At 57.6% G+C, this 21,390-nt stretch carries 18 protein-coding genes and 1 pseudogene; 12 read left to right on the top strand and 7 right to left on the bottom strand.

Translation table 11 applies throughout. The features are described from left to right. Positions 1-330: 330 nt before the first annotated feature. The gene (eco, locus tag F8N44_RS18635; protein ID WP_150651325.1) at positions 331-816 is read left to right on the top strand and encodes a serine protease inhibitor ecotin; all 486 of its coding nucleotides are present in this window, start codon (positions 331-333) and stop codon (positions 814-816) included. Between the two features lie 21 nt (positions 817-837). After that, the gene (locus F8N44_RS18630) at positions 838-1,143 is read left to right on the top strand and encodes an NIPSNAP family protein (RefSeq protein ID WP_102901851.1); all 306 of its coding nucleotides are present in this window, start codon (positions 838-840) and stop codon (positions 1,141-1,143) included. Between the two features lie 30 nt (positions 1,144-1,173). Here F8N44_RS18630 and ilvA read toward each other — a convergent pair. Further along, positions 1,174-2,169, bottom strand: a pseudogene (gene ilvA / locus F8N44_RS18625) (threonine ammonia-lyase, biosynthetic); the annotation flags it as partial. Positions 2,170-2,529: 360 nt separating this feature from the next. Between ilvA and F8N44_RS18615 the strand changes: the two are divergent. Continuing rightward, positions 2,530-2,868 (top strand): DUF2834 domain-containing protein, encoded by a 339-nt coding sequence (locus F8N44_RS18615; protein ID WP_150651322.1) that lies wholly within the window; start codon positions 2,530-2,532, stop codon positions 2,866-2,868. A 56-nt stretch (positions 2,869-2,924) separates the two neighbouring features. Here the strand turns inward: F8N44_RS18615 and F8N44_RS18610 are convergent, their stop codons facing one another. Continuing rightward, complete coding sequence (locus tag F8N44_RS18610) at positions 2,925-3,698, bottom strand: class I SAM-dependent methyltransferase (RefSeq protein ID WP_150651321.1); 774 nt, start codon at positions 3,696-3,698, stop codon at positions 2,925-2,927. A 159-nt stretch (positions 3,699-3,857) separates the two neighbouring features. Here F8N44_RS18610 and F8N44_RS18605 point away from each other — a divergent pair, with 159 nt between their 5' ends. From F8N44_RS18605 to pncA, 4 genes are all read left to right on the top strand, one after another. Next, positions 3,858-4,388: a tetratricopeptide repeat protein gene (locus F8N44_RS18605; protein WP_150651320.1), complete on the top strand. Its 531-nt coding sequence runs from the start codon at positions 3,858-3,860 to the stop codon at positions 4,386-4,388. 63 nt (positions 4,389-4,451) lie between these two features. Continuing rightward, entirely contained in the window at positions 4,452-4,937 is a 486-nt protein-coding gene (locus F8N44_RS18600) for a sigma-70 family RNA polymerase sigma factor (RefSeq protein ID WP_160042518.1), read from the top strand. Then, positions 4,934-5,695: a transcriptional regulator gene (locus tag F8N44_RS18595; RefSeq protein ID WP_150651318.1), complete on the top strand. Its 762-nt coding sequence runs from the start codon at positions 4,934-4,936 to the stop codon at positions 5,693-5,695. Before F8N44_RS18600 ends, F8N44_RS18595 begins: the two co-directional genes overlap by 4 nt. Before the next feature lie 46 nt (positions 5,696-5,741). Then, positions 5,742-6,368, top strand: coding sequence for a bifunctional nicotinamidase/pyrazinamidase (pncA, locus tag F8N44_RS18590; RefSeq protein ID WP_150651342.1), 627 nt, complete (start codon positions 5,742-5,744; stop codon positions 6,366-6,368). A gap of 120 nt (positions 6,369-6,488) precedes the next feature. Here pncA and F8N44_RS18585 read toward each other — a convergent pair whose 3' ends face one another. Continuing rightward, complete coding sequence (locus F8N44_RS18585; protein WP_150651317.1) at positions 6,489-7,790, bottom strand: ATP-binding protein; 1,302 nt, start codon at positions 7,788-7,790, stop codon at positions 6,489-6,491. Between the two features lie 4 nt (positions 7,791-7,794). Then, the gene (locus tag F8N44_RS18580) at positions 7,795-8,496 is read right to left on the bottom strand and encodes a response regulator transcription factor (protein ID WP_007912171.1); all 702 of its coding nucleotides are present in this window, start codon (positions 8,494-8,496) and stop codon (positions 7,795-7,797) included. Between the two features lie 266 nt (positions 8,497-8,762). Here F8N44_RS18580 and F8N44_RS18575 point away from each other — a divergent pair, with 266 nt between their 5' ends. From F8N44_RS18575 to F8N44_RS18560, 4 genes are all read left to right on the top strand, one after another. After that, on the top strand, positions 8,763-9,920 hold the full coding sequence (locus tag F8N44_RS18575) for an efflux RND transporter periplasmic adaptor subunit (RefSeq protein WP_150651316.1): 1,158 nt from the start codon (positions 8,763-8,765) through the stop codon (positions 9,918-9,920). Between the two features lie 15 nt (positions 9,921-9,935). Continuing rightward, a complete protein-coding gene (locus tag F8N44_RS18570; protein WP_150651315.1) occupies positions 9,936-13,034 on the top strand; it encodes an efflux RND transporter permease subunit in 3,099 nt (1,032 codons plus the stop codon). A 181-nt stretch (positions 13,035-13,215) separates the two neighbouring features. Next, the gene (locus F8N44_RS18565; protein ID WP_150651314.1) at positions 13,216-13,857 is read left to right on the top strand and encodes a DUF1345 domain-containing protein; all 642 of its coding nucleotides are present in this window, start codon (positions 13,216-13,218) and stop codon (positions 13,855-13,857) included. Positions 13,858-14,119: 262 nt separating this feature from the next. Continuing rightward, positions 14,120-14,608, top strand: coding sequence for a hypothetical protein (locus tag F8N44_RS18560; protein WP_150651313.1), 489 nt, complete (start codon positions 14,120-14,122; stop codon positions 14,606-14,608). A 57-nt stretch (positions 14,609-14,665) separates the two neighbouring features. Here the strand turns inward: F8N44_RS18560 and F8N44_RS18555 are convergent, their stop codons facing one another. The 3 genes from F8N44_RS18555 to F8N44_RS18545 form a co-directional block, all read right to left on the bottom strand. After that, the gene (locus tag F8N44_RS18555; protein ID WP_150651312.1) at positions 14,666-16,915 is read right to left on the bottom strand and encodes an autotransporter outer membrane beta-barrel domain-containing protein; all 2,250 of its coding nucleotides are present in this window, start codon (positions 16,913-16,915) and stop codon (positions 14,666-14,668) included. 208 nt (positions 16,916-17,123) lie between these two features. Next, positions 17,124-19,169 (bottom strand): hypothetical protein, encoded by a 2,046-nt coding sequence (locus F8N44_RS18550; RefSeq protein ID WP_150651311.1) that lies wholly within the window; start codon positions 19,167-19,169, stop codon positions 17,124-17,126. A gap of 87 nt (positions 19,170-19,256) precedes the next feature. Next, positions 19,257-20,060 (bottom strand): hypothetical protein, encoded by an 804-nt coding sequence (locus tag F8N44_RS18545; RefSeq protein WP_150651310.1) that lies wholly within the window; start codon positions 20,058-20,060, stop codon positions 19,257-19,259. A gap of 216 nt (positions 20,061-20,276) precedes the next feature. Between F8N44_RS18545 and F8N44_RS18540 the strand changes: the two genes are divergently transcribed. Beyond that, positions 20,277-21,305 (top strand): LacI family DNA-binding transcriptional regulator, encoded by a 1,029-nt coding sequence (locus F8N44_RS18540; protein ID WP_150651309.1) that lies wholly within the window; start codon positions 20,277-20,279, stop codon positions 21,303-21,305. The last annotated feature ends 85 nt before the right edge of the window (positions 21,306-21,390 follow it).

Below are 21,390 nucleotides of genomic sequence, written 5' to 3'. Positions count from 1 at the left end.
TATTCACGCTGACCGTTGCTGCCCCTGCACGGGTGTGTCCCCGCTGTTTCCCTGGTGCGACAAGCGGTGGTACTGCGAAATGCCCATTGGAGTGTAGGCGCCCAAGGCCGGTGCGCCGCACTGAAAAGACGCATAAAGCGTGCCTTTCATCGGTTCATTTTCACCCTCATGAAATCAAGCACTTGGCGGCGGTGCCAGTATTTGGCTACTTGCAAATTGCAAGAATGGCCTCGGCGGGTACTGCAATTTGCAACTCGACGCTGGTTTGCAATCACGGCCCATGACGGTAAGAATGCCCGTCATCCACCCTACACCCGCACGGAGGCTTCCATGGGTTCTTTCCGCGTTTACGCGACCACCGGGCTGTTCATCGCCAACCTGTCCACCCTCGCCCACGCCGCCAAGCTTGAAGACGTCGCGCCGTATCCAAAGGCTGAAGCCGGGTTTACCCGCCAGGTCATTCACTTGCCCAAGCAAGAACAGGAAGAGAACTTCCAGGTGGAAATCCTCGCCGGCAAAACCCTGGAAGTGGACTGCAATCGTCAGCGTTTGGGCGGTGTTCTCGATGAGAAGAATCTTGAAGGTTGGGGTTATCCGTTCTATCGCCTGGAAAAGATCATTGGGCCGATGAGCACGATGATGGCCTGCCCGCCCGGCAGCCAGAAGAAGCGCGCTTTCGTGCCGGTCGTTGGTGACGGTTTCATGCTGCGTTACAACAGCAAGTTGCCGGTCGTGGTGTATGCACCTTCCGATGTTGAAGTGCGTTATCGCATCTGGTCGGCGTCGGAGAAAGTCGGTACAGCCCTGCAGGAATAACCCGAACAAGGAGTGCGTCGCTTGATTACCTGCCACGTCCGATATGTCATTGATCCGTACCAATTGCCCGAGTTCGAGGCCTACGCCAAGGCCTGGCTCGGCATCGTCGAGCGCTTGGGCGGCACCCATCATGGCTACTTCCTGCCTTCCGAGGGCGCGAACAATATCGCTTATTGCCTGTTCAGTTTTCCGTCGCTGGCGGATTACGAAAGCTATCGGCACATCGCGCTGACCGATCCGGAAAGCACCGCACTGGTTGCCAGCCTGGTCGAGAAGAAGTTCATCGTCAGCTATGAGCGCAGCTTCCTGCGCCCGTTGCTGCCGTAGACCTCTTCACGCCGAGACGCCGCACACGGCGGCGCGCTCGGCGACATGGCGCAGGCTGTCGAAGTTGATATTGGCGCCCGAGTCGATCGCCACGAATGTCTGCTCGCGCACCCCGGTTCGCGCTACGTATTGCTTGATTCCCGCCACGGCCAGTGCGCCGGAAGGTTCGGTGATCGAGCGGGTATCGTCGTAGATATTCTTGATCGCTGCGCAGAGGTCGTCGTTGCTGACGGTGATCACTTCGTCGACGCAAAAGCGGCAGACCTCAAATCCGAACGCGCCGATCTGCGCTACTGCCACGCCATCGGCAAAGGTGCCGACGCTTGGCAGCACCACGCGCTGATCGGCTTCCAGCGCAGCCTTCAGGCACGCTGAGTGTTCGGATTCGACGCCGATGATCCGCACTTCCGGGCGCAGGTATTTGACGTACGCGGCGATGCCGGCGATCAGACCGCCACCGCCCACCGGGATAAAAATCGCATCCAGCGAACCTTGATGCTGGCGGAGGATTTCCATTGCCACGGTGCCTTGCCCGGCGATCACCTCTGGGTCATCGAATGGAGACACGAAGGTGCGTCCAGTCTGTTCCGACAGTTGCAGCGCGTGGGCCAGCGCGAACGGGAAACTCTCGCCGTGCAGCAACGCTTCAGCGCCGCGACTGCGCACTCCCAGCACTTTCAGTTCCGGCGTTGTCGCCGGCATGACGATGGTCGCCGCAATCCCCAGCTCGCGTGCTGCCAGCGCCACGCCTTGCGCGTGATTGCCGGCCGATGCGGTGATCACCCCGCAAGCCTTCTGTTCGTCGCTCAATTGCACCAGTTTGTTGTAGGCGCCACGGATCTTGAAAGAGAACGTCGGTTGCAGGTCTTCACGCTTGAGCAGAATCCGGTTGCCCAGCGCCTCCGACAGCGCTGGCGCCGCTTGCAACGGCGTGCGCACCGCGAGGTCGTACACCGGCGCGGCGAGGATCTTTTTCACGTAGTGCTCAAGCAGGGTTTGCTGATCGTATGTGTAACTCATGAACATCTCCTTGGCAGAATTTCACACGGTCTCTGTAGGAGTTGCCGTAGGCTGCGATCTTTTGACTTTGGTTTTTCTAAATCAAAACAAGATCAAAAGATCGCAGCCTTCGGCAGCTCCTACATGAGCCACATTTCAAAAACCCCGGAGACAGAAAGTAAAAACCCGCCTCTAGGGCGGGTTGGGTGCTGCAGTCGTGAGCTAGCCCGCCAAATGAGGAATGGCGGTAATAATCATTGGCTGGCAACGCGATACAGTCGAAGTCATGGGCTGGAAATTAGCCTGCGCGCGAGTGGCAAGTCAATGGCCAATTTTGCGCGGCGGCGTTAGTCTGGCGACTCTCTCATCACACCAAGGAAGGATTGCATGATGGCTATCGCCCTGCCCCTCACGGCTTTGCTCGCGTTCAGCGGTTATACCGTTTCGGTGATGCTCCAGGCTGAACAGTCGCTGATCGACTTCGGCATCAGCCTGATGTCGCAGCCCGATACCGCGCAGGTGGTGATTGATCTGTATCTGCTGGCGACACTGGCCGGTGTGTGGATGGTCAAGGATGCGCGGTCGCGTGGGCAGTCGGTTTGGTCGGTGCTGCCTTATTTGTTGCTGACGGCGGTTTTCGTGTCGATCGGGCCGTTGTTGTATCTGGTGGTGCGTGGGGTTCGCGAGCGCAACAAGAAGGCGGTGGATCTGGCTCGGGTGGGTTGATCCGGGTTATCGGATGCCGGGTAGATTGCCTTCGCGAGCAGGCTCGCTCCCACATGTCAGATTTTTTTCACAGCGACGAACGCGGCGGTTTCATACGGCACCGTCACCGCATCCCTGCCACGCAGCGCCGGCTCTGCGGCAATCAATGCACGTATCTGCTCATCGACCTGCACCCGCTGCGCATCCGGCAGCGCGGCGATGAAACTGGTGGAGCGTACGCGGTTGAAGATGACGTCTTCGGGCGATCCGGTATGGCCATGGTGAAAACGTTCGACCTGCAGAGGCGCGAACGCCTGGTGCGGAAACGCTGTGCGCCAGGCGCCGGTGTAATAGCGCGGCGTGTCACCTTCCAGCGCGTTGACGATGGCGTCCAGTTTCGGCACCCAGCTGGCATGGGTGTCACGAAGGTTCCAGATCAGCCCCAACTTGCCACCGGGCTTGAGCACCCGGGCGATTTCCGTCAGCGCCTCAGTACTGGCGAACCAGTGAAACGCTTGCGCGCAAATCACCACATCCACTGAAGCATCCGGCAACGGCAGGTCGGTGGCGGTGCCGCTCACGGCTAGCACATCGGGCCATGCATCAGAGAGTTTCTCCAACATCTGCGCCACCGGCTCAACCGCGATCACTTGCGCGCCGGTCGCCACCAGGCGCCCGGTGAATTTGCCAGTACCGGCACCCAGATCAATTACCGTTTTATACCCATCCAGGCCCAGTGTCGTGGTCAACCATTCGCTGACCTGTGGCGGATAATCCGGCCGCCCTTTGACGTAGGTGTCGGCAGCGCTTTTGTAGCCGCTAGCGGCTGAGTGATGGACGTGATTGGGCATGGCAACTCTCCTCACGACAAAACATCGGATCGACGGCAGACGCTCCCGAGCATAGCGCTTGAATTAACGCTGAACTTGAACAGTCACTGATAAAGCAATGAATAAAAATTCACGCTGTGGTGTTCAAAGTCAAACATAACCCCCTGTGGAGCCTTGCCCATGACGATCCGTTCCGTTATGTTCGCCGCCCCTTTGCTGCTGGTCGCAGCGATGGCCAGCCATTTGGCCTTGGCCAACGGTGATGAAGAAGAGGTGCAGAAGCCCGAATGCCCGAAAGGCCAGGTGTGGGACAGCAAAACGCAGAAGTGCGTGCTGCAAACCAGCAGCCTGTTGCCGGACGCTGACCGTACCGACTACGCCTATCGCCTCGCCAAGGCCGGTCGCTACGAAGAAGCCCTGGCACTGCTCGACACGCTCAAGCAACCGAACACCGCCAAGGCCCTCAATTATCGCGGTTACGCCACGCGCAAACTGGGGCGTACCGACGAGGGCATCGGTTATTACCTGCAATCGGTGCAGCTCGATCCGCAGTACGCGCAAGTACGCGAATACCTCGGCGAGGCCTATGTGATCAAAGGTCGCGTCGATCTGGCGCAGGAACAGTTGCAGCAGATCAAATCGATTTGCGGTATGTCCTGCGAGGAATACCAGGATCTGGCCGCAGCCATCAACGATTCATCGAAAACCTGAGCACTTATAAGGGCCGCCATCATCTTCAACGATCAGGCATTCAGAGCAGAACTCGGACAGCATCTGGCGCGACTGTGGCGCTACGGTTTGCTGCTGTCGCGCAACCGGCACGTGGCCGAGGATCTGGTGCAGGCTACCTGTGTGCGGGCGCTGGAACGTTCCGCTCAATATGTGGCCGGCACGCGCATGGATCGCTGGTTGCTGAGCATTCTGCATTCGATCTGGCTCAACGAAGTGCGCGCTCGGCGCGTGCGTCAGGGCGCGGGCCAAGTGGATGCCGATGGCCAACTGGCGTTCGATGGTGAATACGCCGCGCAGACCCACGTGATGGCCGCGCAAGTGATCCGCCGCGTCGATGCGCTGCCGGAAACCCAGCGCGAAACCGTGTATCTGGCCTATGTCGAGGGTTTGTCCTACCGCGAAGTCGCCGAGATCCTGCAAGTACCGATCGGCACGGTGATGAGCCGTCTGGCCACCGCCCGCCTCAAACTCGCCGAATACCCGCCGTTGCAGGCGGTGCCGAAACCCACCGAAGGAGACCGCTCATGAACACACCTTCGGATGAGCAACTGGTCGCCTACCTCGACGGAGAACTCGAGCAGGAATATCGCCATCAACTCGACAGCGCCATTGCCGAGGACTCGTTGCTCAGTCTGCGCGTGCAATGGCTCGGCCGCAGCAATCTACCGTACAAGAAGGCTTATGACGAACTGGCGCAACAGGCGCCGCTGGATCGCCTGCAAGCGCGGCTGGATGCCATTCCATCGCCGCAGCGTCCGGGCTTCAACCGACGCTGGTTTATCGGTGGCGCCGCCGCTGCGCTGTTAGCGGGTGGCGTGTTGGCCGACCGCTTATTCCTCGGCTGGCACGCCGCGCAATCGAACAACTGGCGCGCATTGGTGGGCGATTACATGGCCCTGTACGTGCCGCAGACGCTCGATCATCTGCCCACCGACGAAGCCGCGCAGCGCGCGCAACTACGCACGATTGATGCACGCCTTGGCCTGAACCTTTCGCCAGCGACTTTGAAGCTGCCGGGTGCCGAATTCAAACGGGCACAAATGCTTGAGTACGACGGCGTGCCCATTGCGCAGATCGTTTATCTGGATGCGAAGCGTGGACCATTGGCGCTGTGTGTGACCCGCTCGAACAGCGGCAGTCAGCCGTTGGCCCATGAGCGTCGGCGTGAGATGAATGTGGTCTATTGGACCGAGCGTGAACATGCGTGGATGCTGATCGGACACGACGCCGCGCTAGCACTGGAAGACAAGGCGAAACTGTTGAAAAGCCGCTTAATCACCGGCTAGATCCTGCACTATGCTGAGCCAGTATTCTTCCAAGGACGACTCCAATATGCCTGATTCATCCCGATCTGCCTTACTGGTTATCGACGTTCAAAACGACTTCACCCCCGGCGGCCAATTGGCAGTACCGGAAGGTGACCTGATTGTGCCGCTGATCAACCAGCTCGCCCGCCAGTTCACGCAGGTGGTCATTGCCCAGGACTGGCACCCGACCGGTCACGCATCCTTTGCTTCGAGTCATCCCGGTCACCAGCCCTACGATGTCATTCAGTTGCCTTACGGCGAGCAGACACTCTGGCCCGACCACTGTGTGCAATCGACAGAAGGGGCCGAGTTTCACCGGGGACTCGACTTGCCTCATGCCCAGTTGATCATTCGCAAGGGCTGCAATCCTGATATCGACAGCTATTCGGCCTTTCTGGAAGCCGATCGTCGCACCACCACGGGGCTGTCCGGCTACCTGAAAGAGCGCGGGATCGATACGGTCTACATGGTGGGGCTGGCGCTGGATTTCTGCGTGATGTTTTCGGCGCTGGATGCACGGGCGGCGGGATTCAAGGCTTATGTGGTGCTGGATGCGTGCCGGGCGATCGATATGAATGGATCACTGGCGGCAGCGATTGAGCGGATGCAAAGTGCCGGGGTTGGGTTGATTCAATCCACAGAACTGGTCTGAACAATCCCGGCCACCTGTGGGAGCGAGCCTGCTCGCGAAGGCGGTATGTCAGCCAAGTATGCATTGACTGACTCGACGCTTTCGCGAGCAGGCTCACTACTACATGGAGTTCTTCGCAGGCTAGACAGTGGTGGGCAACCACAACCGGAACCGTGCCCCGCCCAGCGGCGAAGACTCTACAGTCAACGTACCACCCTGCGCTTCCAGTGCCCGACGGCTGATCGCCAGACCAAGACCAAACCCACCCGTAGCCCGATCCCGACTGCGATCGAGCCGATAGAACGGCTCGAAAATCCGCTCGCGCTCATCATCGGGAATACCGATGCCGTCATCATCGACCCAGATCTCACAGCCCTCGCCATTGACCTGCACGCCAATCTGAATGCGCTTTTCGCAATAGCGCATGGCGTTGCGCAGCAGATTCTGGATCGCCCGTGCGGTCAGGCGTGGATCAAGCGAGAAGCGCTCGAGCTGACCGTGCAGCAATACGTCGATGACGATTTCCGGTGATTCCAGTTCTTCATCGACACTGCCCAGAATGCTGTCGATAAACTCATCCAGCGACACCTCGACCTGCTCCGGCAGTTGCGCCGGATTCTGCAAACGGCTGTAAGAGAGCAACTCCAGCACCAACTCATCCAGCTCGCGAATGTGCGCGACCAGGCCCAGCAAACGCTCGCGGCTGGCGGTCGGCAAGTCATCGGACAGAGCCAGCGCCAGGCCAAAGTCCAGACGCGTCAACGGCGTGCGCAGTTCATGGGACACGGCGTTGAGCAAATCGCGTTGTTGGTTGAGCAGGTTTTCGATATCGCCGGCCATGGTGTCGAAGACATTGGCGAGACTGCCGATGTTGGAACTCTGGGCAATCTTCGTGCGTTCGCTCAAATGGCCTTTACCGAAACGTTCGGCGGTGCCTTTGAGGCGCTCCAGATCGCGCCAGTGCGGGCGCAGCCACATCAACAGGCAGGCCAGCAACGTCGCGCCGATCAGCACGTTGATGCTCCAGTACAACAGATTGACGTCCATCGGGTCCGGCGGCACGACCATTTGCACCGCGGTGGTGTCATCCAGCGGCGTCACCGCCAGGGTACGCCAGCCCCAATCGCCAATGCGCACAACGTTTTCCCCACGGCGCAGGCGCTCCTGCTCGATCGCGGTGAACTCGGCATTGTCGATCCGCGCCAGGACGATGTGCAGTGGCTGGAAATCCTTGTCCATCGACGCCGCCAGCGCCGGCCACTGCTCATGGGGCACCGCATGAAACTGGCGGGTGATCAGCGATTGCAAACCGCGCGAATAGTCGAGGTTATAGGTGACGAAGCGATCCCTGAACGCCATGACCACCAGATCCGGCACCAGATAGATCGCCGCGCTGTAGGAGATGATCGTCACCAGATACAGGCGAAACAGGATGCGAAACATCAGCTCAGCATTCCCACTCGGAACGGCTGAACAGATAGCCCTTGCCCCACACGGTCTTGATCTTTCGCGCCTCGCCGGCGTGGTCGTCGAACTTGCGACGCAGCTTGGAAATCGCCACGTCCACCGAGCGGTCGGTGCCGTTGAATTCGATACCACGCAGGCGTTGCAGGATCTGGTCGCGGCTCAATACTTCGCCGGCATGGCGAGCCAGCACCACGAGCAGGTTGTATTCGCCGCTGGACAGCTCGACCGGTTGATCGCGCCAGGTGACGGTGCGCTCGGACAGGTCGATGCACAGATTGCCCATGAGGATGCGGTCATTGGCGGTCAGCGGTTCACCGAGGCTGCTGCGGCGCAACAGCGTGCGTACCCGCGCCAGCAAGACCCGAGGCTCGCACGGTTTGGTGACGTAATCGTCAGCGCCCATTTCCAGGCCCAGTACTTGATCGTGGCTGTCATCGCGGGCCGTCAGCATCAGGATCGGCAACGTCGCCGAATCGGCGCGCAGCAAACGACAGACTTGCAGCCCGTCGAGGCCCGGCAGCATCAGGTCGAGAATCACCAGATCCGGCGGATTGACCCGTGCCCGCTCGCGCACGTGGTCGCCACGGCCGATCACGCTGACGGAATAACCGTTGCGCTCCAGGTAGCTGGAAATCAGTTCGGCGAGGGCGGTGTCGTCTTCGACCAGGAGGATGTTGGGCATGGGGTGATCCAGAAAGTGCTGTGGCGACCGATAAGGCCCATTCGCGAGCAGGCTCGCTCCCACACTTGGAATGCGATCCCCTGTGGGAGCGAGCCTGCTCGCGAAAGCTATCTATCTGTCGCAATAAATTTCAAGACCTGAAGGATATACGCCCTCGCCCATCCCTGAGCAAAACCCTTACACAATTTCACACAGCGCCTACAAAGCTTCACCGCTAATCTCGGCGTCTGCCCGTAGGATGCGGGCATCAATATTGGGGGTTGTACATGTCGAACAAACTGCTGGCCGGGCTCGGCCTGATCGCGATGGCGCTGACGCTGAGCGCCTGTGATTCGTCCTCGAAGGCAGAGGATCAGACGCCACCGGCCACGGTGCGCATCGAGACGATCGAAGCGCATCCCCTGACGATCAGCAGCGAACTCAGCGGCCGCATCGCCGCGCCACGGATTGCCGAAGTACGGGCACGGGTGGCCGGTGTGGTCTTGCAGCGCACCTTCCGCGAAGGCAGCGACGTGAAAAAGGGCGACGTGCTGTTTCGCATCGACCCGGCACCGTTCAAGGCTGACCTCGACAGCGCCGAAGCCGCGCTGCGCAAGGCCGAAGCCAATGCCTTCCAGGCGAAACTGCAGGAGCAGCGTTACGCCCAGTTGATCGGCGACAAGGCCATCAGCGCTCAGGACTACGACAACGCCCGCGCCAATGCCCGACAGACCGCCGCTGACGTTGCAGCCAACAAGGCGGCCGTCGAACGGGCGAAACTGAATCTGGGTTATGCCACCGTCACCGCGCCGATTTCCGGCCGTGTCGGTCGTGCACTGGTCACCGAAGGCGCACTGGTCGGGCAAAACGAAACCACGCCGCTGGCACTGATTCAACAGCTAAATCCAATTCACGCCGACCTCACTCAGTCGACCCGTGAACTCAATGAATTGCGCCGCGCGTTCCGCTCCGGGCAGTTGCAGGAAGTCGGCCAGGATCAGGTCAAAGCCACACTGATTCAGGATGACGGCAGCCTGTATCCGCTGCCGGGCAAATTGCTCTTCAGCGACATCACTGTCGACCCGGGCACTGGCCAGATCATCCTGCGCAGCGAATTCCCCAACCCGGATCTCGACTTGCTGCCCGGCAGTTTCATCCGCGTGCGTCTGGAGCAGGCCACCATCCAGAACGGCATTACCGTGCCGCAACGCGCCGTGCAGCGTGACAGCGCCGGTATTGCTCAGGTGCTGACCGTCGACGAACAAATGCGCGTCGCCGAGCAACCGGTACAACTCGGCGCAGTGCAGAACAATCGCTGGATCGTCACCGGCGGCCTCAAGCCCGGCGACCGCATCGTCATCGAAGGGCTGCAACATGCCCGTCCCGGCGAAACCGTGCAGATCGACGACACCCCTCTTCCACTTGCCCAGACCTCTGGTCAGTAAGCAGGACGCTTTTCTATGCCGCAGTTCTTTATCGACCGCCCGGTGTTTGCCTGGGTCGTCGCGTTGTTCATCCTGTTGGCCGGTGCGCTGGCCATCCCGCAGTTGCCGGTGGCGCAATACCCCGACGTCGCCCCGCCGCAGATCGAAATCTACGCTGTGTACCCGGGCGCTTCGGCGCAGACCGTCGATGAAAGCGTAGTCAGCCTGATCGAGGAAGAGCTTAACGGCGCCGATCACTTGCTGTATTTCGAATCGCAAAGCAGCCTCGGCAGCGCGACGATCAAAGCCACGTTTCAACCGGGCACCAACCCGGAACTGGCGCAGGTTGACGTGCAAAACCGCCTCAAGGTGGTCGAGTCGCGTCTGCCGCAGGCAGTCAATCAGCAAGGTTTGCAGGTCGAAAAAGTCTCGTCCGGTTTTCTCTTGCTAATCACCCTGACCTCCAGTGACGGCAAGCTCGATGACGTGGCGCTCAGTGATTATCTGGCGCGCAACGTGATGAACGAGATCAAGCGTCTGGAGGGCGTCGGCAAGGCGCAGTTGTATGGCGCCGAACGGGCCATGCGCATCTGGATCGATCCGCAGAAGCTGATCGCGTTCAACCTGACTCCGGCTGACGTCAATCAAGCCATCGTGGCGCAGAACGCTCAGGTCTCCGCCGGCAGCATCGGCGATCTGCCCAATCCGTCCAGCCAGGAAATCACCGCGACCATTCTGGTGAAGGGTCAGTTGTCGACGCCGCAAGAGTTCGCCGACATTGTCCTCAAGGCCAATCGCGACGGCTCGACCGTGCGTATCGGCGATGTCGCTCGCGTGGAAATCGGCAGTCAGGAATACCAGTTCGGCACGCGCCTCAATGGCAAGCCGTCCACTGCCGTCGGCGTGCAGCTGTCACCGGGGGCCAACGCGCTGAACACCGCGACGCTGGTGCGGGCGAAGATGGATGAGCTGGCGCGCTACTTCCCGGCGGGCGTGGAATACAAGATTCCGTACGACACCTCGCCGTTCGTCAAAGTCTCGATTACCAAAGTGGTTTACACCTTGGGCGAAGCGATGCTGCTGGTGTTTGCGGTGATGTTCCTGTTCCTGCAGAACGTGCGCTACACGCTGATCCCGACGCTGGTGGTGCCGGTGGCACTGATGGGCACGTTCGCGACCATGCTCGCGCTGGGTTTCTCGATCAACGTGCTGACCATGTTCGGCATGGTATTGGCCATCGGTATTCTGGTCGACGACGCCATCGTGGTGGTGGAGAACGTCGAACGGATCATGGCCACCGAGGGCCTGTCGCCCAAGGAAGCCACGCGCAAAGCGATGACGCAAATCACCGGCGCAATCATCGGCATCACCCTGGTGCTGGTCGCGGTGTTTATTCCGATGGCGTTCATGCAAGGCTCGGTCGGGGTGATTTATCAACAGTTCTCGCTGTCGATGGCGACGTCGATTCTGTTCTCGGCATTCCTCGCCCTGACCCTCACACCGGCATTGTGCGCGACGCTGCTCAAACCGATTGCCAAGGGCGAGCATCACGAGAAGTCCGGGTTCTTCGGCTGGTTCAACCGCCGCTTCGAGCGCCTGACCGATCGTTATCAGGGCTGGGTTGGCTATGCGTTGAAACGCAGCGGCCGTTATCTGCTGATCTACGTCGTGTTGCTGGTCGGGCTGGGGCTGTGCTTCGCGCGCCTGCCCTCCTCGTTTCTGCCCGTGGAAGATCAGGGTTACACCATCACCGACATTCAATTGCCGCCCGGTGCCACCAAGAATCGTACGGTGGCCGTGGCTGAACAGCTGGAGGCGCATAACGCCGGCGAACCGGGCATCAGTGACAGTGTAGTGATTCTCGGTTTCAGCTTCTCCGGTAGCGGCCAGAACGCAGCATTGGCGTTCTCGACGCTGAAGGACTGGTCGCAGCGTGGCAGCGATGATGCCGCCAGCTCGATTGCCGATCGCGCCAACATTGCGCTGAGCGAGATCAAGGACGCCATGGCGTTCTCGGTGCTGCCACCGCCCGTGGATGGCCTCGGCACATCGAGCGGTTTCGAGTTCCGTTTGCAAGATCGCGGTGGTCTTGGCCACGCGACGTTGATGCAGGCGCGCAGCGAACTGCTCGCAGCAGCCGAAAAAAGCCCGGTGCTGATGAACGTGCGCGAAAGCGCGCTGGCCGAAGCGCCGCAAGTGCAATTGATCGTTGACCGCAAACAGGCGAATGCCTTGGGTGTTTCGTTTGCCGATATTGGCAACGTGCTGTCCACTGCGGTGGGTTCCAGCTACATCAACGACTTCCCCAATCAGGGGCGCATGCAGCGCGTTGTCGTGCAAGCCGAAGGTGATCAACGCAGTCAGGTCGCCGATCTGCTGAAAATGCATGTACGCAACAACACCGGGCACATGGTGCCGCTCTCGGCGTTCGTGCAGGCCAACTGGATTCAGGGCCCGGCGCAATTGACCCGTTACAACGGCTATCCGGCGATTGCGATTTCCGGCGAACCGTCGCCGGGGCACAGTACCGGTGAGGCCATGGCGGAAATCGAACGTCTGGTGGCGCAGGGGCCGAAAGGTCTTGGCCAGGAATGGACCGGCCTGTCGTTGCAGGAACGCTTGTCCGGCAACCAGGCGCCAATCCTCCTCGGTTTGTCGCTATTGGTGGTGTTCCTGTGTCTGGCGGCGTTGTACGAGAGCTGGTCGATTCCGACTTCGGTGTTGCTGGTGGTGCCGCTGGGCGTACTTGGGGCAGTGTTGGCGGTGACGTTACGCGGTATGCCCAACGATGTGTTCTTCAAGGTTGGTCTGATTACCATCATCGGTCTGTCGGCGAAGAATGCGATCCTGATCATCGAGTTCGCCAAGAGCTTGTATGACGAAGGCCATGACCTGATCGATGCAACGCTGCAGGCTGCACGTTTGCGCTTGCGGCCGATCGTGATGACATCGCTGGCATTCATTCTCGGCGTGGTGCCACTGGCCATTGCCACTGGCGCCAGTTCCGCAAGCCAACAAGCCATCGGCACCGGGGTGATTGGCGGGATGATCACTGCGACGCTGGCAGTCATCTTCGTCCCCGTCTTCTTCGTCGTCGTCATGAAGCTCGTACAACGATTTACCAAACCCCACTGATCCAAACTGTGGGAGCGAGCCTGCTCGCGAAGGCGTCCGGTCAGTCAACATCAATGGTGAATGTACGGACGCATTCGCGAGCAGGCTCGCTCCCACAGGGATCTTCGTAAACTCGAGCCTGTGGTCATATCCTCCATCGCTGGGCTAAGGTGTCTGAACCACCCTGGCCCATCGAGTCCTCATGCGCTTCCTCGCCCGCACCCACCCTCGCCTTTCCGCCGCCGCCCTCCTCGGCCTCGCTACCGGTCTATTGGCCCCCGCCGATTCCATCGTCAGCAAAATCCTCATCGGCTGGAACGCCGGTGTCTGGACCTACCTGATCCTGATGTTCTGGCTGACCGTGCGTGCCAAGGCCCCGGACGTCAAACGCATCGCTGAAGTCGAAGACGAAAATGCCGGGCTGGTACTGTTCGTGGTGTGCATCGCCGCACTGGCCAGTCTGGCGACCATCACTTTCGAACTGGCCGGCAGCAAGGATCTGGAAACCACGCGCAAACTCATGCATTACGGTTTCACCGCGCTGACGGTAATCGGTTCGTGGCTGCTGATCGGGGTAATTTTCTGCGTGCACTACGCGAGGTTGTATTACACCTGGGATGGCAAGGAACCGGCGCTGCGCTTCGCCGAAGGGTTGACCACGCCTAACTATTGGGACTTTTTGTACTTCTCGTTCACCATTGGTGTCGCGGTGCAAACAGCGGATGTGGGCGTGGCCACTCGGGACATTCGTAAAATCGTTTTGGCGCAATCACTGATCGGGTTTGTGTTCAACACGGCTATTTTGGGATTTTCAATCAATATCGCGGCGGGACTGTTTGGCTGATTATTTTACTGTCCACCAAGACCGTCCTTCCAAGCGGGCGGCGCAGATCCGCTAACCTGATGATCGGGAGCCTGAACCGTTTGAATCACTTTCCCCATGAAGAACTAACCTTCGCCAATAACCCAATTCGGAAATCACACTTCCTGCCAACTGTAAACTGTCAAGTCTGACAGTTTACAGTCCGCCTCATTAGCGTTCTGATAGCTCATCCCGAAAGTTTCCTGATAACGGGATATCTCGTCATGACATGGAGACCGCAAAAATGATCAATAAAATTCTCAAACGTAGAAATGCGATCGGCACAGGTGAGTGTGTAGGGACAATCAACGCCGTAGAACCGTTTAAAGCAAGCCTGGTTGAGCTCTCCGAGCAAACCTTCCCGCTGCCGCATGGTGAGGCCTACGTAATGTTTGCCCGTCAACGTAAAGCGGACTTCACGACCAAAGAAATCACCCTGTCATTCTCCAAAAAACTGCCGAATGACAGCTACGAACTCACACCAACATCCCATGAGGTTCGCCTGACATTTGTCGACAACAGCGATCCAGCCAAGCCTGTGACTTATACTCAGCGTTCGGGGGCAGCTATTATCGCTTATGATCCTGACTCCGCTACTCTTTCCGGGAACCTGAACAACGTCGTGGTGGAGAATCGAGACGACGATGTGGAGAAAGAACTAACCTTGGAAGTTAGATTTTCAGCAAAGGGAGACATCGTGAAATTACGTGGATTTCGGTCGATCGCTGCATAACCATAGTGCCGGCAAACAAAAAAAAGGAAGCTTTTGCTTCCTTTTTTATTGCCTCGTTCACCAAATATAGCGAATCCCGATGTTGGCACCCAAGGGCTGCTCAAAGTAGCGCCCGTTGCTGTACTCGAAATCGGCATGCACGCTGAAACTTCTGGCTATCGCTACAGCGACGCCAGCACCCAGTTCCCCACGAGAGCCGGACAGGTCATTATTGAACACATTGTTATTCACCTGGACTTCATTGTTCTTTGCAAACTCATGTGCCCAGGCAAGTCGAATATAAGGCTGTACAGTCCGCCCCTGATCCAGTTCGATATTTCGACCGGCAGTGACACCCACTTTACCGATGAATGAACGAGTTCGATCACCCTCTGCCTGCAAGTCATTACTCAAGGAATAATCCTTGCCCTCAATGACCACTGCAGACCATTGCGTGTAGGGCTCCAGGAAGTTTCCGTCAGCAAGACTGATGTGTTTACCGATTTCCACCGAACCACCGACCCCGGAATTGTGGTAATCACCCTTGGCCCGCGTTCCATCACTCAGCCCTACCTTGGCATCATTATTGAAGCGGTTCGCCTTCAATACTCCGTCAAAGTAATAACCGGTTTGCGCATCCAGCCAGGTCACATAGCCACCCACATAGTAGCTGTCCACGCTCCCGGAGGTGCCTGCGTCAAGATCGAGGTCGGATTGACTCTGACCCGCCATCACCCCGACCAACCACTGCCCGTCACCCACAGGCAAAGGCGCATCCGCCCCTAAAGTAAACCCGCTCTGGCGTTGCTGATACCCGACACCCGAGCCATCGGCGATGTTGTACTTGTTGGTGTAAGTACGCCCCCACGCGCCGGATTGACCACCATTGAAGCGCAATTCGCCCATACGCGTGCGCAATGAAGTCAATTCGCCCAGCCACACCGTTGAGGCCGTGTTGAACAGAGCGAGCACAGAGCGAGCCCCAGGACTGATGGTCCGCGTACTGGGATCAAGTATCCAGTCGTTGCCAATTTTCGCCAGACCATAGGAATACGTCCCCAGATCGACATCACGGCTCATGAAGAACCGAGCGTCGCCGCCTGCGGTTTGCACCACGCGGACAGGTTGTCCGCTAGCAGGGTCAAGACCACTGCTGGCAATCAGCAGTTCGTGTGTCCCTTGGGCGGTGCCCGTGATATTCAACACATCCGTTTCACCCGTGGTGAAGTTGGTGCCCATCACAAACCGGCCATTGCCGGACAAAGACGTTACGTTGAGTTGATAAAAGGCGTCAGTAGCCCCGAAGACCACCGAGCCACCGTTGTTCAGGCTCAACTGGTCTATACTGCTATTACCCGTCAGGACCCACTGAGAACTGTCATTGATCGTGGCACTGGCCACATTTTGCAGTTGACCCGTCAGCTTCGAGTTGTTTTGCAGAGTCAACTTTGTGGTGCTGCCCTGCTCCGTGACGATGTCACCATTGAGCGTACTGTCGTTGACCACCAGCGAGGCATCCGCCCCGCCTCGGACATCCAGTAAGGTGCCGTTGCCAGCGAGCAGGCGCGAGTTGGTCAACGTGATGGCCGCCGTCGAATCTGTGGTGTTGGCAAAGTCGACCAGAATGGCAGCGCCGGTTTTGCCTTGCACTGTAGTGTTCTCAAGATTCAACGTCGCCGGTTGAACCTGATTGAGATCGGAATCGATGACGACGCCTTCTCGACCACCAATGATAGAGCTGTTTTGGGCTGTCGCTTGACCGCTATTCAGCCGAAGTCCGTAGCTGCTGGCTCCGGTGCCGAGAAGGTCGGAATCGCTGAGGTTCAGGACGCTGAAGGCACTGACCAACGCTCCCCCGGTTACACCTGTGATCTTCGTGCCATTGGTGACAGAAACACTGGAGCCGTCCTGTGTATTGGCATCGCGAACCACCTGGAGTCCTACACGATTTCCGGTAATCGAACTGCTGTCGATCGTCGCTTGAGAGCTACTTAAAAAGACCGCCGCCAAGCCCCCGGTAGCCGAAACGGTCGCATTGCTCAGATTGACCGTTGACCCTTCGCGAGCCGATATCTGCTGCGTTGTGCTACCAGGATTCACGATCAACGTGGAATTTTCAGAGTTGATGGCTAGCGTTTGCGCGCCGTTGACCGTCAGCGTGGCGTTCTGGGAAAGGTCCCATCGTTCCGGCGTGCCACCGTTTACTGTTTCCTCGCGGCCCACGACCGGAGCCGCGCTGGCGCAGGCACTCAAAATTGCCAACAACGAAGGGCTGAAAACTATGTAACGCCGCAAACGGCCTGGACCCGACAATGACTTACCCCGCATAGTGAATACCTGCTGTCTGACTGGTGAAATGGCAGTCGTAGCCATTCCTGGAGGGGCGCAAGGCTATAGAGAAGACTCATAAATTTATGTAGGACTTATCCTCAGTTAGTTGGCGAAAACTCTTTTGGGCTAGAAGATTGAATACCAGATGTCAGTAACCGGGGGAGGCGGTCACAAACTTTGCGATCGCCCCCCCCACAATTACCCATCATGGACTTGGAACGGGAATAAATTCCTCACAAAAACGACCTTGACTGTCATCCAGATCCAGTGTGTTCACAGCAGGCAGCGAGTCCGGTGTCGGAGTACCGGCACCGCGGGAAATGGAATAAGTCACTCTGGCAACTTGCATATGAGCCGGCTTGAAATCTTCATCGTAATCACCAATATTGATAATCACACCATCGGGTGGAAATGTCCCCGAGATTGGGTAAGTCGACGTTGCATCAGTACCGGGAATAGGTTGCGGCGGGTCCGCCTGTTCAAATGCCTGATACTTCAAAGTAATGGTTTCACCATCGACCGTATACGTATTGGGCATTACACGAACGAGCAGATTTCGTCTCGCGGTGCCATCATTTGGGATAGTCTCCGTAGGGAAGTTCAAGGTGGAGCATCCAATCCTTCTTACCGCCCCCGCCAGCCCCATTATTATCGGCGCAGCCATTTCAATCGGGAATGGATCGACCCGGATATCCCTCGGTCTCGACGGAGTTGGGTTGTTCGCGCCCGGAGTGTAGAGGGTATACCGTAGAACCTTGTTGGGCCCACTTTCCTGCTTTTGAATAACAGACCACGGAATGACACGAGTTATGTCCGTGCCCTCTTGACCTGTTGTTAACGCAATGGGATCGCCAATCTGGATGTCGTCATAAAACAGATCGATCAGCCAACCTTCTTCTGTCGGTGGGGCAGCAAAAAGTTTGATAGTCGCAGTAATGGCTTCATCTCCGTAATCACCCTCCTCGATTGCGTTGTCAGTACCCGCCGTTGTTTCCAGCGTTGGCGCGTCCAGACCAATGGTTATTGGATCCGGACCGATATATGAAATATCAACATCGATTTCAACGTTTGAGTCAGCCAACTGACGGGCACCACGAAACATATTGAAACTGACATTGGTTTTAACGATGCCATCGGTATCGCCGTATGCCTGCTTGACCAGATCATAGGGGGCGTAAAACGTCAGTTCGGTATTGGTACCCACGCGCTGTTCGGCGCCTGCCTCTTGCCCCGCCCAGAAGCCGGCAATTGTATCCGCTGGAGCATTGGGAGTAGGAACTTTGACCTTGAACTCTACACCTTGAGGATCAAACTGAGTGTCTGCGAGATCGATCAAGTTGTCGCCATTGGTACCGTTTGCCAGCGTGACAATCGGTGGCACCACCGTACCGGGATCGGGATCCTTGGCATGTTGAACGGTACGCTGACTGAAGTTTGATCGGCGCCCTTCATTTCCCGGCAGATCTTTGGACACATAAATAAGCTGATTAGGTCCTTCAGCGGCATCGACAAACACTTTGACTGGAATTGCAGCTTCCTGAGCCGTCGACAGTACATCATTAAACACGGGAGTATCGCGGCCGGGATCCGGTGCAGTCCCGAAGAAAAATCTGTAAACGTCAGTTACATCGTAGTTTGCGGGAATCACGGGCTTGACGATGATATGGGTTTTGCCTTCGAGGTAGGCTTCATCAATGGGAACACTCGGCCCTAAATCGGCAGGCCATGTAGGCGCTCCGGGGGTTCGGTCGGAGGGCGGGTTTTTTACTTTGTAGGGCGGTGTAAGATCGATGGCGAAGGTAGCGGTACCGGATGCAACATCATTAATACCGCCAGAAAAGAAAACATATCGGAACTCCCATTGGGTAGGCGTTTCAGGCGTGAGCTCCTCTCTAAACAAGCTGCGTCGAATCTTGTAAGGCACCGTCCAGTCTCGACCAGAGATCGCACCGGGAATAATAAACGGATGGTCTGGATCAGCTAAATCAACAACGTCCAGCCACGGCGTCGTACCTGCTCTTCGAATCTGTGGTTGAAACGCATCATCGTCGTCCTCACTTGCCGGCTTTGGTACCACATAATCCAAATCACCGTTAAGAGAAGCAATCGGGATGCGCAGATCAGGAAGTAGTGTTTGCGCAGGAAATTTAACAGCCTCTGGCGGGTCTGCATCAACAGCATTATGCACGGTGGACCTTGCTTTCAGCGCCGCCAGCCTGGACAGGTGTGCCCTTTTAACTATAGCGTTCATGATTCTCTCCATACGTTTGCATATCAGGAAAATCTTCTAGTCACTTGGTTATCACGCGTTTATTACTGACCACTGTCACTCCATACTTTACGGCCCGCATGGAAGTTCCTCACCAACAACTATTCGATCGATTTTAACCACTGTGACTTTGGAGACCCCAACAAGTCTCCGGCCACGAAAAATTCGATATTGAACGACCGCTGAGGCATTCTTCACCATGGGCTTTATATGAACGTCGTAAGGCTCGATCACCAGCGAATATCCGTCTTTTATATCATTCTCGCTTAGTGGAAAACGGATACTTTTCTTACGAGCCCTCACGTACTCCAAATCACTTCCGTTCAAACTTGGATAACCTCGCCAAAGCACCTCAACTCGATCTCCAACCTTGAATCCCGGCAAGGGCGGAACAGATACTCTAACGCCCTCCCATAAAGGCGGATCTGTGTCGCAGTTCAGATATCCATGGAAATCTTTATCGGGGCAATCCGGCTCATCGAGATCACGTGGAATGGGGATGTGATCAATTGTAAGATTGCGAGGATCTGACCTTGAGAGTTGATCCGCAGTATCCAAAACCTCGTAGCGCAACTGACCAACGCCGTTAACCTGCAGATAGCTCGCATTGATACGAATAATAAATTCTGGCTGGATGTCCGCTGCTGTGTAAGTATTTTCGATCTTGACCAGCGGCTGACCTGGCTGATCAAAGTAAACCGTTAAAATATCCCTATCATCAGGCAGCGTTGCGTAACTGGGCCACAGGGGAATGACCACGTCGATTCCTGCCAGTAACAAATCCAGCGGGATATATCCGTCCGGGTCAATATCGGCATCTTCTACACCGATGACTCTCGGGGGATCGAAATTCAGCGGCCCTTGGTTAGACATACGTCAAAGCCCCTTGATGTCTTTGGGAATTAATGAAAAGCCTCGGTCCGATTAAACGTCGTGTCAGACTTCTTGCCTACTGTCATATCTGACAGGTATTTCGACCGCCTGTCGGAATGCGGTCCTATCAGCAAATAAAATCGCTTGACGACTTTCCTGCAAATCGGATCTCCTGAAACCGGTTTCAGCGCATTCCTATAACAACAAGGTTCATTAATGAACGACTTCTCATCCGCCCAGCGCAGCCGCGTGACCATGCTCGACGTCGCCGAGCGCGCCGGCGTGTCCAAGGCCAGCGTTTCGCGCTTCATCGGCGATGACCGTGCCCTGCTCTCCGATGCCATTGCCCTGCGCATCGAACAGGCCATCAGCGAACTCGGCTACCGCCCCAACCAGATGGCTCGCGGTCTGAAGCGCGGACGTACGCGCCTGATCGGCATGCTGGTGGCCGATATCCGTAACCCTTATTCGATTGCCGTGATGCACGGGGTGGAAACCGCCTGCCGTGCGCATGGCTACAGCTTGGTGGTGTGCAACACCGATCGCGATGACGAGCAGGAACGCCAGCATCTGGCGCTGTTGCGCTCGTACAACATCGAAGGGTTGATCGTGAATACCCTGGGCCATCACCGCGACGAATTGCATGAACTGCGCCGCGAGATGCCGTTAGTGCTGGTGGATCGCAAGGTCGACGGGCTCGACAGCGACATGGTCGGGCTGAACAACCCGCAAGCGGTGGAGATGGCGCTGGCGCATCTCGAACAACGCGGCTATCGGGATCTGGTGCTGGTGACTGAACCGTATGACGGCACCAGTTCGCGGATCGAGCGGGTCAGCAGTTTTCAGGCGCAGATCGCCCAGCGCTCGGCGCTGACTGGGGCGGTGCTGGAAACCGGCGATGATCTGAACGCACAACTTCAGACCTTTTTAAACACACCCGGCGATGGCCCGAAAGCGCTGTTTTGCGCCAATGGCGTGGCGGCGTTGGCCACGACGACTGCGTTGCGCCAGATGGGTTGCCGGTTGTTCGAGGATGTCGGGCTGATTGCTCTGGATGATCTGGATTGGTATCCGTTGGTGGGCAGCGGAATTACTGCGCTGGCTCAGCCTACGGCAGAGATTGGTGCGCGGGCGTTTGAGTGTCTGCTCAAGCGCTTGCGTGGTGATGATGAGGTGGCGCGGGTGATGGATTTTGCGCCGGTGCTGGTTGAGCGTGGGTCGACCCGTGAGGTTGGCGGTGTCTGATCTGACGCCTTCGCGAGCAAGCTCGCTCCCACAAGTGACCGCGTTCCGAATGTGGGAGCGAGCTTGCTCGCGAAGGGGCCAGCAA

The sequence above is a fragment of the Pseudomonas fluorescens genome (assembly GCF_902497745.1).
In the GTDB taxonomy this organism is placed as follows: domain Bacteria; phylum Pseudomonadota; class Gammaproteobacteria; order Pseudomonadales; family Pseudomonadaceae; genus Aquipseudomonas; species Aquipseudomonas fluorescens_BM.
Note: the sequence above shows the minus strand (reverse complement) of the source record. Positions and strands in the feature narration are given on the sequence as shown.